This is a genomic window from Roseateles sp. DB2, assembly GCF_051857535.1.
Classification (GTDB): Bacteria; Pseudomonadota; Gammaproteobacteria; order Burkholderiales; family Burkholderiaceae_C; genus Roseateles_B.
The window spans coordinates 369,921-385,179 of record NZ_JBPZGY010000003.1 but is presented as its reverse complement, the minus strand read 5'-3'; the positions used below and the strand labels follow the sequence as shown (position 1 = coordinate 385,179).

The following is a 15,259-nucleotide window of genomic DNA, read 5'->3' as shown; positions in this document are numbered from 1 at the left end:
GGAGCAGATCACTCGCACCGTCTACCGCCAGGTCCGTGAGAAGGCCAAACCGACCAGGTAGCAGTAGTTGCGGAAATGGGTTGCGGAAATGGGTTACGGAAATGGAGGCCGGAAAACAAAGAAGCCCGCTTGCTGCGGGCTTCTCAAGTCCTTGCTAGACAAGGAATTTTGGCGGAGAGGGAGGGATTCGAACCCTCGGTACGTTATTCACGTACGCCTGATTTCGAGTCAGGTACATTCAACCACTCTGCCACCTCTCCTGATTCGGTGCTCGCGTGGTTGTTAGCGAGTAAGCCCACTAGTATAGCGGCATTTTTCGCCCATCCAAGCTTTTTCAGCTTGGGTGAGCGAAATATTCAAGCCTTCAGCAAGGCTTGCCCTCCCAGGTAGGGGCGCAGCGCCTCGGGCACGGTGATGCTGCCGTCGGCGTTCTGGTAGTTCTCCAGCACGGCCACCAGCGTACGACCCACGGCCAGGCCGGAACCGTTGAGCGTGTGCACCAGCTCGTTCTTGCCTTGGGCGTTCTTGAAGCGGGCCTGCATGCGGCGCGCCTGGAAGGCCTCGCAATTCGAGCAGGAGCTGATCTCACGGTAGACGCCCTGCGCAGGCACCCACACTTCCAGGTCAAAGGTCTTGGACGCGCCAAAGCCCATGTCGCCCGTGCACAGGCTCATCACGCGGTAAGGCAAACCCAGTTTCTGCAGGATGGCCTCAGCGTGACCCACCATCTCGTCCAGGGCTTCGTAGCTCTTCTCGGGATGGACGATCTGCACCATCTCGACCTTGTCGAACTGGTGCTGGCGGATCAGGCCGCGGGTGTCACGTCCTGCGCTGCCCGCTTCCGAACGGAAGCAGGGGCTGTGAGCCGTCAGCTTGATGGGCAGTTGCGCTGCATCCAGCACCTGCTCGCGCACGGTGTTGGTCAGGGAGATCTCCGAGGTGGAAATCAGGTACTGCTCCGCAGCCTGGTCGTCACCGCCGCGCAGCACCCAGAACATGTCTTCCTTGAACTTGGGCAGTTGGCCGGTGCCTTCCAGCACCTCGCGGTTGACGATGTAGGGCGTGTAGCACTCGGTATAGCCATGCTCGCTGGTCTGCACGTCCAGCATGAACTGCGCCAGAGCGCGGTGCAGGCGCGCCGCCGGTCCCTTCAGGAAGGTAAAGCGCGAGCCGCTGAGCTTGGCACCGGTCTCGAAGTCCAGGCCCAGCGGAGCACCCAGGTCCACGTGGTCCTTCAGTTCGAAATCAAAGGTCTTGGGCGTACCCCAACGACGCACCTCGACGTTGCCCGTCTCATCTGCACCCACCGGCACCGATTCATGCGGCAGGTTGGGCACGCTCATCAGCATGGCGTGCAGTTCCTGCTGGATGGCGTCCAGGCGCTCGGCGCCGGCCTTCTGCTCGTCGCCGATGCCACCCACCTCCGCCATCTCGGCTGAGGCGTCTTCACCCTTGCCTTTCTTCATGCCGATCTGCTTGGACAGCGCATTGCGGCGCGCCTGCAACTCCTCGGTGCGGGTCTGCACCGCCTTGCGCTCGGCCTCCAGGGCCTTGAAGCGTTCAACATCCAGGAAGGTCTGGGGATTCTTGCGGCTGTGCAGACGCGCGATCACGGCGTCCAGGTCCTTGCGCAACAGGGTCAGGTCAAGCATGGGGGGTCCTCGTCTCAGGGAGGGAATTCTAGGCAGCGGGCCGGCCGACTCAGGCGCGCCCGCTCAAAAAATGGCCTTGGGGCCGATCAGGGAGCAGCCAGCATCAAGATCGGGAAGCGGCGTGCTCGGCCATGGACTTGTCGCCCAGGCCCAGGGGCAGCGGGAAGCGCACGTGCTCCTCCACACCCGGCAGGCTGCGCACAGTGGTGGCCCCCAGGGCCCGCAGCCGGGTGATCACGGCCTGCACCAGCACATCGGGCGCTGAGGCCCCGGCCGTCAGGCCCACGCGCTGACGGCCTTCGAACCAGGCGGCCTGCAGGTCCTCGGCACCGTCGACCATATAGGCAGGCGTGCCCAGGCGCTCTGCGAGTTCCCGCAGGCGGTTGCTGTTGGAGCTGGTGGGACTGCCCACCACCACCACCACGTCCACCTGCGGCGCCAACAGCTTGACAGCATCCTGGCGATTCTGGGTGGCGTAGCAGATGTCCTGCTTCTTGGGCTCGCGCACCTGTGGGAAGTGCTGCTTCACCGCAGCCAGGATCTCGGCGGCATCGTCCACGCTGAGCGTGGTCTGGGTGACCACGGCCAGCTTGGCGGGGTCCTTCACGCGCACGTGGGGCACGTCGCCGACCTCTTCCACGAGATAAATGCCATCGCTGAGCTGGCCCATCGTGCCTTCGACCTCGGGGTGTCCCTTGTGGCCGATCATGATGAACTCGTAGCCCTCACGATGCAGCTTGGCCACCTCCACGTGCACCTTGGTAACCAGCGGGCAGGTGGCGTCATAGACCTGGAAGCCGCGCTGGGCCGCTTCCTGGCGCACCGCCTGGCTGACGCCATGGGCGCTGAAGATCAGCGTGGCGCCCGGCGGCACGTCCGCCAGTTCCTCAATGAAGATGGCACCCTTGGCCTTGAGGTCATTGACGACAAAAGTGTTGTGCACAATCTCATGGCGCACATAGATCGGCGCGCCAAACTTCTGCAGGGCACGTTCGACGATCTCAATGGCGCGGTCCACGCCGGCACAGAAACCGCGCGGCTCGGCCAGCAGGACTTCTCCCAGGGATTGCAGGGCCTGCTCGCTCATCAAAGCACTCCGATGATCTGTACTTCGAAGCTCACCGGCTGGCCTGCCAGCGGGTGATTGAAGTCGAACAGCAGCCAATCCTCGCCGATCTCGCGCACCAGGCCCGCGTAGCTGCCGGTGCCATCCGGCGTGGGGAACTCGATCACATCGCCGACCGAATAGGTCTGGTCGGGATCACCGAGCTCATCGAGCAGGGAGCGCTTGACCCGCTGCAGCATCTCTGGATTGCGCTCGCCGAAGGCCTCGCCAGCCGCCAGCTCGAATCGGGTGCGCGTCCCCTCTGTCAGGCCGATCAGCCGGGCCTCGATGGCCGGCGCCAATTGGCCCGCACCGAGGGACAGGGTAGCGGGCTTGTCGTCAAAGGTATTGACGATGTCAGCACCATCAGGACCGGCCAGTCGGTAGTGCAGGGTTAAAAAGGACCCTTGTTGGATGAGATTCATGCTGTCCCGGCGCGCAGGCCGGTGTCTTTGTCGCTGAGGCTGATTTTAGGCTGGACGACAATGCGCTTCCGTCCGCGCCCACATTCATTCCAATTCCATGGTCCTGCGCATGCTCTTTGGCATGCCTGTCCGCATATCCGTCCCCAAGCCCATTGCGTCCCATGCTGCATGAACTCCCCGCCGCCGCCAGGCCCCGCGAGAAGCTGCTGTCCCGCGGTGCATCGGCCCTGGCCGATGCCGAGCTGCTGGCCTTGTTGCTGGGCACCGGGATGAAGGGCAAGCCGGTATTGAGCCTGTCTCAAGAACTGCTTGACCGCTTTGGCGGGCTCGCAGGCTTGATGCACGCCGACGCGAAGGTTCTGAAGTCCGTCAAAGGCCTGGGGCCGGCCCGCCTTGCCGAGCTGGCCGCAGTGCTCGAGATCGCGCGCAGGACCCTGCAGTCCCGCCTGCAGCGCGGCGTCAGCTTCGTGACCCCCGACACGGTGAAGGCCTATCTGCAGCTGCAGCTGGCTCACCTGGACCACGAGGCCTTCGCAGTGCTTTTTCTTGATGCCCAGCACCGGCTCATCCGCATGGAAATCCTCTTTCACGGCACCCTCACCCAGGCCAGCGTCTATCCGCGCGAGGTCGTCAAACATGCGCTGACCCTGGGCGCCGCAGCGCTGATCCTGGCCCACAACCATCCCTCCGGCGTGGCAGAACCTTCGCGGGCGGACGAACTGCTGACCCAACAGCTCATCAAGGCCCTGGCCTTGGTGGAGGTGCGGGTGCTGGACCACATCGTGGTGGCGGCCGGGCAGTCCGTCTCGATGGCTGAGCGGGGACTGATCTGACATGAGCCGAAAGCCTGCCAGCCCTGCGCTGCAATGCCTCCAGGATCTCGGCCTCCTGCACAAGGAACTGCTGCGCCGTCAGCGCGAGGAAGAGGCTCGCCAGGAACGCGAAGCTGCTCACCGGCGCCTCATGGAACGCGAAGCACGCCTCTTCGAACTGAGCGTAGGCCCCGTCACCCAGCTGCCGGACAGTGGCCGTGTGTTGCTGCGTGCGGCACCGCCCCAGCCCGAACCCCGCCAGCGCGAGCTGGACGAACAGGCCGTGCTGCGCCAGGCCTTGTCGGACGACTTCGATGTCGAATCCCTGCTGGAGACCGACGAGACCCTGTCCTTCCGCCGCCCCGAAGTCAGCCTGGAGGTGGTGCGCAAGCTCCGCCGTGGCCACTGGGCACTGCAGGCGCAGATTGATCTCCATGGCCTGCGTCGAGACCAAGCACGCGAGGCCCTAGGCACCTTCATCCATGACAGCGCCCGCCGCGGCATGCGCTGCGTGCGTGTGGTGCATGGCAAGGGCAATGGATCGCCGGGCCGGGAGCCGGTGCTCAAGACCCGGGTGCGACGCTGGCTGGTGCAGAAGCAGGAAGTGCTGGCCTTCGTCCAGGCCCGCCCCAGCGACGGCGGTGCCGGCGCCCTGATGGTGCTGCTCAACGGTAGTTGAAGGCCCAACTCGACGAGCATCCCGGCGCAAGCTGAACGCCAGCTTGCAAGGCGTGCTGCTGTCGATGCCAAGCCACAGCCAGGCAGCCGGACAGACGCCCGCATCGCTTCCGATTGACGCCCACTCAGCACTCTCGTTAGTCTGGCCCTGCGGCGTGCACCGTCGGGAGGTTTCCCCGGCGGCCCACCAGGCGACCGCCGGGACGGTGCCACCGTGTAGTTCTCATTGACCCCAATCCTGAGAGGACCGCACATGAGCGACTTGCACACACTGGAACTCCCGAAGAGGAGCGCCAAAGGCATCAGCCTGGTCATCCTGACCCACGCCTTGATCATCTGGGGCCTGGCTTCGGGCCTGGCCACCCACTTCACGAAGAAGGAACAGCCGCCGACCTTGCTGATCGAACGGCCCGAGAAGACCGTCAAGCTGGAGCCACCACCCCTCGACCCGCCCAAGCCTGTCTTCCAGACCGTCAGGCCCGACCTGATTCCTCAACAGGAAATCCGGATCGACCAGCCACAGCCCACCATCTCGAGCATCACTGACACCGAGCCCTCAGTCACCGACGTGCGACCAGGCACGGGCAGCAAACCCATCGACAACGGCCAGGGCCAGACCACCGCGCCCTCGACCACCGGACCGCTTCGTGCAGAAGCCGTGTGCGACGTGATGGCCATGCCCGAGATGCCGCCCGTGAACTGGAGTGGCCGCGCGTCGCTGAAGGTCCAGGCCAGGCTGGTGGCTGGCCGCGTTGCGGAAGTGCAATTCCTGAGTATGGCTGGCGGCATGGATGCGCGCACCCGTCGCGCACTTCAGACGGCGGTGCAGGCCGCGCTGGGCGCCTACCAGTGCCGAGGCAACCAGGCCTTCGAGCAGGAGTTCGTCTTCAGCATCCAATGAATCGGTGCAGCTGACACCCAATGAAATGCCAGCGGGGGCCTTCGGGCCCCTGTTTTCATCGTGGGCAGACGCGTCCATCTGAACCAAGCTGCGAGTTCAATGGCCGGCGTTCCCGGTTCCTCAGGCATCAGCCGCTGTTGTCGCGCGCTGGGATGGCAGCGGGGTCGCCCGCAGTCGCACCTGCCAGAGCAACTGCGCCGGCAAGAAAGCCGAGCGGGCTGCAGCCTGGGGGCTTAGCCACCGATATTGCGCATCCAGTCGGCAGTGCCCATGAAGGCCTCATCCAAGCGGGCCTGCAAGGCGGGATCCAGGGCCAGTTCGGCCATGGCCTGACGCATGCAGGCCACCCATTGGTCCCGCTCGCGGATGCCGATGCGAAATGGCAGGTGGCGGGCGCGCAGACGCGGATGCCCAAAGCGTTCGACGAAGTAGTCCGGCCCCCCGAGCCAACCGCAGAGGAACCAGAACAGCTTGTTGCGCGACTCCGTCATGTCGCCGGGATGCAAGGCCCGCAACTCGGCATAGGCCGGTTCCAGGTCCATGAGGTCGTAGAAACGGTCCACCAGGCTGCGGACCGACTCTTCGCCGCCCAGCCATTCATAGGCGCTGCGCGGCGTCGTCTCGTTCGGTGCGGAATCAGTCATCCCGCCAGCTTAGCAGTGCCGCCCGAAGCGGACACTGCTGCGAAGCTCAGCCGAGAAGGCGGTTGGCCAAGGCCTTGATGGACTGCGCAGCATCGCTGCCGGGGAAGTTCTCCAGCAGCAGCTGGCGCTTGAGCACGGCCTGGCGCACGGCCAGGTCCGACTTCACCTCCCCCAGCAGCTCCAGCTTGAAGCCCTGCCCGGGAATGGAGCCCACGAAGCGCTGCAGCACCTGCTGCAGCTGCCCGCAGATCAGCTTGCCCTCGCCGGGGCGCGAGGCCTGGTTGAGCACCAGGCCGACATGGCGGCGATCCTGCTGGGTGGCCAGCACCTTGATGGTGGCGTAGGCGTCCGTCAGGGACGTCGGTTCCGGCGTGGCAACGACGAGCACGTCAGTCGCCAGGGAGACGGCAAAAAGCACCACGTCCGAGATGCCGGCGCCGGTGTCCAGCAATACCCAATCAAAGCGCGGTTTGACGAGCTCGATGATCTGCAGGAGCTTCTCGCGGACCTCGGGCGTCAAGCGCGAGTACTCCACCATGCCCGAGCCCGCCAGCAAGACGTAGAAGCCGCCCGGCGCCGGGAGGATGGCCTGCTCCAGCGTCGCCTTCTCGGTGAAGACGTCATGCAAGGTGATCTTCGGATGCAGGTTCAGCACCACGTCCAGGTTGGCCAGCCCCAGGTCGGCGTCCAGGACAAGCACACGCTGGCCGCGAGCGGCCAAGGCTGCAGCCAGGTTGGCAGTCACGAAGGTCTTGCCGACGCCCCCTTTGCCGCTGGTGACGGCCAAGGTCCGGGCACCGCCTCGGCTGGGCCGGGTGGGAGATGCAGCAGGCGCTGGGGTGGTACTCATTCGCTTTCCTGTTGCGTTAGTGCAAACAACATGCTTTTTTCGTCGGCGCTGACCAGGGAGTCAGGCTGGGCTTCCAGGCAGGCGCGGTTGCGGCCTTCGGCCTTGGCCCGGTAGAGCTGGCGGTCGGCGCGCTCCATCCACAGCAAAGCCGAGGAGCGCACCCACTGCGGTGCGAAGGCGCCGCCCAGGCTGACCGTCACCTGCAGGGACTGGCCAGCTGTCACGGGGATGGGCAGCGACTCCACCGTTTCCCGGATCCGCTCCGCCACCGTTATTCCGAAGGTGGCCGGGCAGTTCGGCAGGATGATGGCGAACTCCTCGCCGCCCACGCGGGCCACGGTATCCATGGGGCGCACGGTCTGCATGAGTGCCTTGGCCACGCCCTGGATGACCACGTCGCCCGCGGCATGGCCGTAGGTGTCGTTGACCGCCTTGAAATGATCGATGTCCAGCACAAGCAGCAGGGCGGGCTCGCCGGACCGGGCCACCCGGTCCACTTCGCGCGACAGCGCCATCTCGAAGCTGCGCCGGTTGTCCAGATGGGTCAGGGCATCCTTGCTGGAGAGGTCGCACAAGGCATCCAGCACAGCTTGCAGCCAGGCCTGGCTGTGCGGCTCGGCGTCCGGCAGCATGGCGCCGGCTTGCTGCAGCAACTGCAGCGCGGGCTCCAGGCGAAGATCCTGGATGTCGATATGAGTACGGGATGGACTGGATGGCAAGAGCGTCCCCTGACGATGCCAGAGCAGTCTAGCAGCGCCCAAGTGCGCAAACTGGCACGAATTGGCCCATTCTCCCCCTCTAGTTTTTACATTCTTGCCACGGCAGGCTCACAGACACTGCAAAAGACCCGAGAATCGGTTCGACAGGGCCACAGAAGCCCTTGCCGACCAACCAGGAGCAGCGAGCAATATCCATGCGGCCCACCCTGCCAGCGTCCCCCGTTGCCGAGTCCGTGGACCACGAGTTCAGCTTCAGCCGCAGCGACTTCGACCGCGTGCGTCAACTGATCTACCAGCATGCCGGCATCAGCCTTCATGACGGCAAGCACGCCATGGTCTACAGCCGCCTGTCCCGCCGCTTGCGAGACACCGGCCACAACTCCTTCGCCAGCTACCTGCAGTGGCTGGAATCCTCCAGCGGCGCCCAGGGCGAGCAGGAGTGGCAGGAGTTCGTCAACTGCCTGACGACCAACCTGACCTCCTTCTTCCGCGAGGAGCACCATTTCCATGCCCTGGCCGATGATCTGAAGCCGCTGATGGGCAAGCCGGTGCGCATCTGGTGCTGCGCCGCCTCCACGGGCGAGGAACCCTATTCCATCGCCATGACCTGCTCCGAGGCCCTGGGCAGCAGTGCTCAGGTGCAGATCGTCGCCAGCGACATCGACACCAACGTGCTCAACACCGCCCGGCGTGGTGTCTACAACGCCGACTCCCGCGGCCTGTCGCCGGCGCGGCTCAAGAGCTTCTTCATGCGGGGCACGGGTGCCAACGAGGGCCGGATCCGCGTCAAGCCGGAACTGCAGCGCTGGATCGATTTCAAGACCCTCAACCTGATGCACAACCAGTGGCAGTTGGGCGAGCCCTTCCACATCGTCTTCTGCCGCAACGTGATGATCTATTTCGACGCCCCGACCCAGCGCAAAGTGCTGGAGCGCATCCACAAGGTGATGCGCCCGCACGGTCTGCTCTTCGTCGGCCACTCCGAGAACTTCACCGAATCCAAGGATCTGTTCCGACTGCGCGGCAAGACCATCTACGAGCGCGTCTGAGCCGGGCTGCGGCCCGCCCCTTCATTTTCTTGAGCCCTCCGGCCGAAACACCATCATGAGCACGCCTTCCCCCTCATCAGCCGTCAGCGCCTTGCAGGCCAGCGGCGTCGGCGCCGCGCGTGTGGCCCAGTTGAAGGCACAGCCCCGCAAGCAGGGTGAAGCCTCCTTCTTCTTCTACGACGCCCATTTCAAGAACGCCGCTGTCAAGGTCCTGCCCGGCGAGTACTTTGTCGACAGCGAAGACCTGCTGGTCATGACGACCCTGGGATCCTGCATCGCGGCCTGCCTGTGGGACCGCCACGCGCAGGTTGGCGGCATGAACCATTTCATGTTGCCCGAGGGCGCTGGTGATTCGGGACGCTACGGTTCCTTTGCGATGGAATTGCTGATCAACGAGATGATGAAGCGTGGAGCCTCCAAGGGCCGCATGGAAGCCAAGATCTTCGGCGGCGGCGCCGTGATCAGCGGCATGAACACCATCAATGTCGGTGAGCGCAACACCAATTTCGTGCTGGATTATCTGAAGGTGGAGCGCATTCCCGTGGTGTCGAAGGATGTCATGGATGTCTACCCAAGAAAGGTCTGCTTCCTGCCCCACAGCGGCAAGGCCATGGTCAAGCGGCTCGCCCCCACCAACACCGATGCCCTGCTGCAGCAGGACCGCGCCGCCGCCCAGAAGGCGCAGCCTGTTGTGGCGACCGGCGGCTCCATCGATCTGTTCTGAGGCGCAACAAGGGAAAGAGCAATGGCCAAGACCAAAGTCGTGGTGGTCGATGACTCCGCACTGGTGCGCAGCATCCTGACCGAAATCATCAATCGTCAACCGGACATGGAGTGCATAGGCGCGGCGGCCGACCCGCTGGCCGCCCGCGAGATGATCCGCAACCTCGATCCGGACGTCATCACGCTGGACGTGGAGATGCCCAAGATGGACGGGCTGGACTTCCTCTCGCGGCTGATGCGCCTGCGGCCCATGCCCGTGGTGATGGTGTCCACCCTGACCGAGCGCGGCGCCGAAGTGACGCTCAAGGCGCTGGAGCTGGGGGCCATCGACTTTGTGGCCAAGCCCAAGATCGGTGTGGCCGATGGCATCCGCCAACTGGCCCAGGACATCACCGACAAGATCCGCGTGGCCTCCAAGGCCCACATCCGTCGCCACCACGCCCCCGCACCGGCTGCGGCGCCCGGCGAGGCGCCCGTCGTTCCCAAGCCCGTCACTGTGGCCAACATCGGCCGGCTGTCGACGGAAAAGATCATCTTCATCGGCGCCTCCACCGGCGGCACCGAGGCCACCAAGGACGTGCTGGTCAACCTGCCCCCAGACAGCCCGGCCGTGGTCATCACCCAGCACATGCCCCCCGGCTTCACCAAGAGCTATGCGGCGCGCCTGGACGGCCTGTGCAAGATCCGGGTCAAGGAAGCTCAGGACGGCGAGCGCATCCTGCCCGGCCACGGCTACATCGCCCCGGGCGGCATGCACCTCAGCGTGGAACGCTCTGGCGCAAACTACATCGCCCGCGTGCAGGACGGCGAGCCCGTCAACCGGCACAAGCCCTCCGTCGAGGTGCTGTTCAATTCAGCCGCACGGGTGGTCGGCCCCAATGCCCTGGGCATCATGCTGACCGGCATGGGCGCCGACGGCGCACGGGCCATGAAAGTCATGAAGGACGCCGGCTCCTACAACTTCGTGCAGGACGAGGCCACCTGCGTGGTCTTTGGCATGCCGCGCGAGGCCATCAATGCGGGCGCCGCAGACGAGATCCTGCCCCTGGGCCAGATCGCCCCCCGCCTGATCGAACGCCTGCGCAGCACGGCCGGCTTCTCGACCAACCGCGTCTAGGCGCCGTTGCGCACCACCTGCCGCTCCCAGGCGGCGGGGGGCGTGCGGATTGCGGATTTATTCACGGCCTGACACGATTCGTATCACGTCAGGATCGGGTTCGTCAGTCTGTCATCGACAGCGACGACAGTGGCGGCCATGTCCCTGGCCTCTCCCGTTCTTGACACCGCCTGTGCCCCGACCAGCGTCCGAGCACTGATAGACAACGAGCAACTGCGCACCCTCTTCCAGCCCATCGCCTCACTGGACTGCAGCAGCATCCACGGGCACGAGGCCCTTGTGCGCGGGCCAGCGGGCAGCCTGCTGGAATTTCCCGATGCCCTCTTCGAAGCCGGCCGGCGTGAAGGCCTCAGCGTCGAGCTGGAAGTCCGCTGCGCCATGCTGGCCATGCGCGACTGGGCCCAGGCCCGGCTGCCCGGCAAGCTCTTCATCAACATCTCCGCCTCGGCGCTGTGCATGGCGCTCAGCGAGCAGAACTGGCAGCGCGGCCTGGGCCTGTGCGAGCGCTACGGCATCACGCCCTCTGACGTCGTCGTGGAGTTGACCGAGCACGAGCGCGTCAGCGACATCGACAGCCTGCGCCGCGGCCTGGTGCGCCTGCGCCGGCTGGGCGTGGGCATCGCGCTGGACGACTTCGGCGACGGGCGCTCCAGCCTGCGGCTGTGGTCCGAGATCCAGCCCAATCTCGTCAAGATCGACAAGTATTTCACCCAGCACCTGCCGGCCCACGCGGAGAAGCTGCAGACCTTCCGCGCCCTGCTCCAGTTGGCCGAGACCTTCGGCGCCCAGCTGGTGGCGGAAGGCATCGAGCAGCCTGAGGAGCTGCGGGTGCTGAGAGACCTGGGTGTTTCCTACGGCCAGGGCTGGCTGCTGGGCCGTCCCAGTGACGGCGGCGCACGCGAGTTGCTGCCGGCAGCCCGTGCAGTGCTGGCCAGTGCCGACATCGCGGTGCTGCCCGAGCTGCGCCGCGCCGGCGGCCCCGGCATCACGGCCGAAAGCCTGGCCCAGCAGGCGCCTGCACTGCCGCAGTCGACCACGCACGAGCAGCTCTACCGCTTCTTCAACGAGCAAGAAGGCCTGCAAGCCGTCGCCGTCCTGGACGCCCGGGACCAGCCCGTGGCCCTGGTCGATCGCAGCCAGTTCCTGAACCGCTGGGCCAAGCCCTTCTTCAATGATCTCTACGGCCGCCACGCCTGCACGCTGTTCGCCAACACCTCGCCCCTGGTCGTCGACGCCCAGACCGGCCTGGACGCCCTGACCCGCGTACTGACCTCGGCCGACCAGCGCTATCTGCGCGAAGGCTTCATCATCACCCGCGAAGGCCGCTACCTGGGCCTGGGCACTGGCGAGCAGCTCGTGCGCTCGGTGACCGAGGCCCGGATCGAGGCCGCTCGCCACGCCAATCCGCTGACCTTCCTGCCGGGCAACATCCCCATCAGCCAGCACATCGGCCGCCTGCTGGCCAGTGGTCGCAGCTTTGTGGCGGCCTATGCCGACCTGAACCACTTCAAGCCCTACAACGATCTCTATGGCTACTGGCGCGGCGACGAGATGATCCGCCTGGCCGCACGCGTCATGAGCAGCCACTGCGACAGCCAGCGGGACTTCCTGGGCCATGTGGGCGGCGACGACTTCGTCATCCTGTTCCAGAGCGACGACTGGGAAGCACGCTGCGAGCAGATCTGCGCCCGCTTCAACGAGCTGGCGCGCGGCCTCTTCGACCCCGAAGCCCTGGCGGCCGGAGGCATCATGGCCGAGGACCGACATGGCAATCTGCGCTTCCATCCCTGCACAACGCTGAGCCTGGGCGTGGTTTGCATCAGCCCGGGCACTTTGCACCGGGCTGAGGATGTCGCCAGCGCCGCCGCCAACGCCAAGAGGCATGCCAAGCATGCGCAGCAGAGCGTCTATGTGATGGCGGCCTGAGCGGACCGTGTTCAGGCGCTCAGGAACAGCTCCTGAAGATCGCTGAGGAAGTCGAAGCCCCGCGGCGTAGCGCAGACACGGGCCGGATCAGCCAGCAGCAGGCCCTTCTCACGGCCCGCCGCCATGGCCCGCGCGATGCTGGAGGGTGGCAGGCCGGTGCGCTCCAGGTACTGCTGCAGGCCCACGCCGTCCTTGAGGCGCAGGGCGTTGAGCATGAACTCGAAGGGCAGCTCGGATCGCTTCACCTCGTGCTCGTTGGACACGGCCTTGCCGGCCATCGCCTCACGCTGATAAGCCGCCGGTTCGCGCCAGCGGACCTGGCGCAGCACCCGATGCGGGAAGGACAGCTTGCTGTGCGCCCCCGCGCCGATGCCGAGGTAGTCGCCAAACTGCCAGTAGTTGAGGTTGTGGGCACAGCGATGCCCATCGCGCGCATAGGCCGAGACCTCGTAGCGCCGCAGGCCCTGGCTGCCGGAGCGCTCGGTGATCAGGTCCAGCATGTCGCTGGCCAGGTCGGCATCAGGCACAGGCGGCGGCTCGACGGCGAAGCGCGTGTTGGGCTCGATGGTGAGGTGATAGACCGAGAGATGCGGCGGACTGAAAGCCAGGGCCTGGCTCAGGTCCTGATCCAACTCGGCCAGGGTCTGGTCCGGCAGCGCGTACATCAGGTCGATGTTGAAGGTCTCGAAGACCTCGGCGGCTTCCGCCACTGCCGCAAGCGACTGTGCGCCGTCATGCACGCGGCCCAGGCGCTTGAGCTTGGCATCGTCGAAGCTCTGGACACCGATGGACAGGCGCGTCACGCCGGCCTCACGGAAGCCGCGGAAGCGGTCCTTCTCGAAGGTGCCGGGATTGGCTTCCAGCGTGATCTCGCAGCCAGGCTCCAGCGGCAGGCGGGCACGAATGTCCGACAGCAGCTCGGCAATCTGCTCGGGCGCGAAGAGGCTGGGCGTGCCGCCGCCGATGAAGATGCTCACCACGGGGCGGCCCCAGATCAGGGGCAGCGCGGCTTCGAGGTCAGCACGCAGCGCGGCCAGGTAGGCGCGCGCCGTCTCCACCGGCAGGCTGGCACTGCCACCGGCCTCGGCCCGCCATTCGTGCGAGTTGAAGTCGCAGTAGGGGCACTTGCGCAGGCACCAGGGCAGGTGCACGTACAGCGAGAGCGGCGGCAGGGCAGGCAGGCTCAGCGTGCCGGGACGCATCAGCTCGGTCAGCCGATCGGGATGGGACATGGTCAGACTCCTGGCGCCGCCCAGCGGCCGGCGACCATCACATTCAACGCAGCTGCCAGACCTCGCGGAACTGCTGCAGCAGACTGGCAGAGGCCAGCGCGCGGTGGCTCAGGCGGTTCTTGGTCTCAGCGTCCAGCTGAGCCACCGACTGCCCCAGCGCAGGGATGAACATCAGCGGATCGTAGCCAAAGCCGCCCTCGCCCGCAGCCTCGCGACGGATCTCGCCATTCCAGCGGCCCATGGCCACCAGGGGCTCCGGGTCGTCGGGGCTGCGCACGGCGACCAGGGCGCAGACGAAACGCGCGCTGAACGGCGCCGCCTGCGCGCCCTGGGCCAGCTGCTCCAGCAGCACGCGGTTGTTGTCGGCATCGCTCTTGGGCTGGCCGAAGAGCGTGGCATAGCGGGCGGAAAGCACGCCTGGCGCACCGCCCAGGGCGTCGACGCTCAGACCAGAGTCGTCCGCCAGCGCTGGCAGGCCGCTGGCCGCCGCGGCATGGCGTGCCTTGGCCAGGGCGTTCTCGACGAAGGTGTGATGCGGCTCCTCAGCCTCGGCAATGCCCAGCTCGCCCTGCGTGACGAGTTCCAGACCCAGGGGCTGGAACAGGGCCTGCAGTTCCTTCAGCTTCTTGGCGTTGTTGGAGGCCAGCACCAGCTTCATCGTCAGTTCCTCACGAATGCGTTCAGGCCAGGCCCAGGGCCTGGCGCTGGGCAGCGAGCAGTTCGCGGATGCCCTTGTCGGCCAGGTCCATCAGCGCATTCATTTCCGCACGGCTGAAGGCCGCGCCTTCGGCCGTGCCCTGCAGCTCGACGAAGCCACCGCTGCCGGTCATGACCACGTTCATGTCGGTGTCGCAGGCCGAATCCTCGATGTACTCCAGGTCCAGCAAGGGCGTGCCCTCGACGATGCCCACGGAGATGGCAGCCACGGCGTCCTTGATGGGAGAGCGCGAGATCTTGCTCTGCGCCAGCAGCCAGCTGACGGCATCATGCGCAGCCACATAGGCCCCGGTGATGGCGGCGGTACGGGTGCCGCCATCGGCCTGGATCACATCGCAATCCAGGTGGATGGTGCGCTCGCCCAGGGCGGCGAGGTCGAAGACGCAGCGCAGCGAGCGGCCGATCAGGCGCTGGATCTCCTGCGTACGGCCGCTCTGCTTGCCGCGGGCGGCCTCACGGTCGCCTCGGGTGTGGGTGGCGCGGGGCAGCATGCCGTACTCGGCGGTGACCCAGCCTTCGCCCGAGCCCTTCTTGTGCGGCGGCACGCGCTCCTCGACCGAAGCTGTGCACAGCACCTTGGTGTTGCCGAACTCGATCAGCACGGCACCTTCGGCATAGCGGGTGTAGTGGCGGGTGATGCGCACAGGGCGCAGGGCATCCGCGGCGCGCTCATCGGCGCGTCGGAAAGTCGCAGTCATGGGGAAACCTT

16 protein-coding genes and 1 tRNA gene are annotated in these 15,259 nt (G+C 65.9%); 7 read left to right on the top strand and 10 right to left on the bottom strand.

The window, feature by feature from the left end:
* Window positions 1–169: 169 nt before the first annotated feature.
* The 4 genes from ACS5PK_RS06765 to ACS5PK_RS06750 all read right to left on the bottom strand — a co-directional run bounded on the left by ACS5PK_RS06765 (window position 170) and on the right by ACS5PK_RS06750 (window position 3,182).
* Window positions 170–260: transfer RNA gene (locus ACS5PK_RS06765), tRNA-Ser, on the bottom strand.
* Between the two features lie 96 nt (window positions 261–356).
* Window positions 357–1,652, bottom strand: a complete 1,296-nt coding sequence (serS, locus tag ACS5PK_RS06760; protein WP_439439466.1) for a serine--tRNA ligase — start codon at window positions 1,650–1,652, stop codon at window positions 357–359.
* A gap of 103 nt (window positions 1,653–1,755) precedes the next feature.
* The gene (ispH, locus tag ACS5PK_RS06755) at window positions 1,756–2,739 is read right to left on the bottom strand and encodes a 4-hydroxy-3-methylbut-2-enyl diphosphate reductase (RefSeq protein ID WP_439439465.1); all 984 of its coding nucleotides are present in this window, start codon (window positions 2,737–2,739) and stop codon (window positions 1,756–1,758) included.
* Window positions 2,739–3,182, bottom strand: coding sequence for an FKBP-type peptidyl-prolyl cis-trans isomerase (locus ACS5PK_RS06750; RefSeq protein WP_439439464.1), 444 nt, complete (start codon window positions 3,180–3,182; stop codon window positions 2,739–2,741). Before ACS5PK_RS06750 ends, ispH begins: the two co-directional genes overlap by 1 nt.
* 161 nt (window positions 3,183–3,343) lie before the next feature.
* Between ACS5PK_RS06750 and radC the strand changes: the two genes are divergently transcribed.
* The 3 genes from radC (at window position 3,344) to ACS5PK_RS06735 (ending at window position 5,573) form a co-directional block, all read left to right on the top strand.
* Entirely contained in the window at window positions 3,344–4,015 is a 672-nt protein-coding gene (gene radC / locus ACS5PK_RS06745) for a RadC family protein (protein WP_439439463.1), read from the top strand.
* A gap of 1 nt (window position 4,016) precedes the next feature.
* Window positions 4,017–4,673 carry a Smr/MutS family protein gene (locus tag ACS5PK_RS06740; RefSeq protein WP_439439462.1) on the top strand — a complete coding sequence of 219 codons (657 nt, stop codon included), beginning with the start codon at window positions 4,017–4,019 and terminating at the stop codon, window positions 4,671–4,673.
* A 252-nt stretch (window positions 4,674–4,925) separates the two neighbouring features.
* Window positions 4,926–5,573: a hypothetical protein gene (locus ACS5PK_RS06735; RefSeq protein WP_439439461.1), complete on the top strand. Its 648-nt coding sequence runs from the start codon at window positions 4,926–4,928 to the stop codon at window positions 5,571–5,573.
* A gap of 233 nt (window positions 5,574–5,806) precedes the next feature.
* On the opposite strand, the gene ACS5PK_RS06730 is transcribed toward ACS5PK_RS06735, so the two are convergent.
* The 3 genes from ACS5PK_RS06730 to ACS5PK_RS06720 are packed head-to-tail and all read right to left on the bottom strand — an operon-like array spanning window position 5,807 to window position 7,786.
* The gene (locus tag ACS5PK_RS06730) at window positions 5,807–6,217 is read right to left on the bottom strand and encodes a group II truncated hemoglobin (protein WP_439439460.1); all 411 of its coding nucleotides are present in this window, start codon (window positions 6,215–6,217) and stop codon (window positions 5,807–5,809) included.
* 46 nt (window positions 6,218–6,263) lie between these two features.
* On the bottom strand, window positions 6,264–7,067 hold the full coding sequence (locus ACS5PK_RS06725; RefSeq protein WP_439439459.1) for a MinD/ParA family protein: 804 nt from the start codon (window positions 7,065–7,067) through the stop codon (window positions 6,264–6,266).
* Window positions 7,064–7,786: a GGDEF domain-containing protein gene (locus ACS5PK_RS06720; protein WP_439439458.1), complete on the bottom strand. Its 723-nt coding sequence runs from the start codon at window positions 7,784–7,786 to the stop codon at window positions 7,064–7,066. Before ACS5PK_RS06720 ends, ACS5PK_RS06725 begins: the two co-directional genes overlap by 4 nt.
* A gap of 194 nt (window positions 7,787–7,980) precedes the next feature.
* On the opposite strand from ACS5PK_RS06720, the gene ACS5PK_RS06715 reads away from it, so the two are divergent.
* The 4 genes from ACS5PK_RS06715 (at window position 7,981) to ACS5PK_RS06700 (ending at window position 12,601) form a co-directional block, all read left to right on the top strand.
* On the top strand, window positions 7,981–8,835 hold the full coding sequence (locus ACS5PK_RS06715) for a CheR family methyltransferase (RefSeq protein ID WP_439439457.1): 855 nt from the start codon (window positions 7,981–7,983) through the stop codon (window positions 8,833–8,835).
* 55 nt (window positions 8,836–8,890) lie between these two features.
* Entirely contained in the window at window positions 8,891–9,559 is a 669-nt protein-coding gene (gene cheD / locus ACS5PK_RS06710; protein ID WP_439439456.1) for a chemoreceptor glutamine deamidase CheD, read from the top strand.
* Between the two features lie 21 nt (window positions 9,560–9,580).
* On the top strand, window positions 9,581–10,675 hold the full coding sequence (locus ACS5PK_RS06705; protein ID WP_439439455.1) for a protein-glutamate methylesterase/protein-glutamine glutaminase: 1,095 nt from the start codon (window positions 9,581–9,583) through the stop codon (window positions 10,673–10,675).
* A gap of 138 nt (window positions 10,676–10,813) precedes the next feature.
* Window positions 10,814–12,601, top strand: a complete 1,788-nt coding sequence (locus tag ACS5PK_RS06700; protein ID WP_439439454.1) for a GGDEF domain-containing protein — start codon at window positions 10,814–10,816, stop codon at window positions 12,599–12,601.
* 11 nt (window positions 12,602–12,612) lie between these two features.
* On the opposite strand, the gene hemW is transcribed toward ACS5PK_RS06700, so the two are convergent.
* Genes hemW through rph form a run of 3 tightly spaced genes read right to left on the bottom strand, consistent with a single transcriptional unit; the run spans window position 12,613 to window position 15,248 of the window.
* Window positions 12,613–13,833: a radical SAM family heme chaperone HemW gene (hemW, locus tag ACS5PK_RS06695; RefSeq protein WP_439439453.1), complete on the bottom strand. Its 1,221-nt coding sequence runs from the start codon at window positions 13,831–13,833 to the stop codon at window positions 12,613–12,615.
* 43 nt (window positions 13,834–13,876) lie between these two features.
* A complete protein-coding gene (gene rdgB / locus ACS5PK_RS06690; RefSeq protein WP_439439452.1) occupies window positions 13,877–14,491 on the bottom strand; it encodes an RdgB/HAM1 family non-canonical purine NTP pyrophosphatase in 615 nt (204 codons plus the stop codon).
* 22 nt (window positions 14,492–14,513) lie between these two features.
* Window positions 14,514–15,248: a ribonuclease PH gene (gene rph, locus ACS5PK_RS06685; protein WP_439439451.1), complete on the bottom strand. Its 735-nt coding sequence runs from the start codon at window positions 15,246–15,248 to the stop codon at window positions 14,514–14,516.
* Window positions 15,249–15,259 lie beyond the last annotated feature (11 nt).

Coding starts and splice junctions, on each gene's coding strand:
- serS (WP_439439466.1), bottom strand. CDS start 1,652: ATGCTTGACCTGACCCTGTTGCGCAAGGACCTGGACGCCGTGATCGCG.
- ispH (WP_439439465.1), bottom strand. CDS start 2,739: ATGAGCGAGCAGGCCCTGCAATCCCTGGGAGAAGTCCTGCTGGCCGAG.
- ACS5PK_RS06750 (WP_439439464.1), bottom strand. CDS start 3,182: ATGAATCTCATCCAACAAGGGTCCTTTTTAACCCTGCACTACCGACTG.
- radC (WP_439439463.1), top strand. CDS start 3,344: ATGCTGCATGAACTCCCCGCCGCCGCCAGGCCCCGCGAGAAGCTGCTG.
- ACS5PK_RS06740 (WP_439439462.1), top strand. CDS start 4,017: ATGAGCCGAAAGCCTGCCAGCCCTGCGCTGCAATGCCTCCAGGATCTC.
- ACS5PK_RS06735 (WP_439439461.1), top strand. CDS start 4,926: ATGAGCGACTTGCACACACTGGAACTCCCGAAGAGGAGCGCCAAAGGC.
- ACS5PK_RS06730 (WP_439439460.1), bottom strand. CDS start 6,217: ATGACTGATTCCGCACCGAACGAGACGACGCCGCGCAGCGCCTATGAA.
- ACS5PK_RS06725 (WP_439439459.1), bottom strand. CDS start 7,067: ATGAGTACCACCCCAGCGCCTGCTGCATCTCCCACCCGGCCCAGCCGA.
- ACS5PK_RS06715 (WP_439439457.1), top strand. CDS start 7,981: ATGCGGCCCACCCTGCCAGCGTCCCCCGTTGCCGAGTCCGTGGACCAC.
- cheD (WP_439439456.1), top strand. CDS start 8,891: ATGAGCACGCCTTCCCCCTCATCAGCCGTCAGCGCCTTGCAGGCCAGC.
- ACS5PK_RS06705 (WP_439439455.1), top strand. CDS start 9,581: ATGGCCAAGACCAAAGTCGTGGTGGTCGATGACTCCGCACTGGTGCGC.
- ACS5PK_RS06700 (WP_439439454.1), top strand. CDS start 10,814: ATGTCCCTGGCCTCTCCCGTTCTTGACACCGCCTGTGCCCCGACCAGC.
- hemW (WP_439439453.1), bottom strand. CDS start 13,833: ATGTCCCATCCCGATCGGCTGACCGAGCTGATGCGTCCCGGCACGCTG.
- rdgB (WP_439439452.1), bottom strand. CDS start 14,491: ATGAAGCTGGTGCTGGCCTCCAACAACGCCAAGAAGCTGAAGGAACTG.
- rph (WP_439439451.1), bottom strand. CDS start 15,248: ATGACTGCGACTTTCCGACGCGCCGATGAGCGCGCCGCGGATGCCCTG.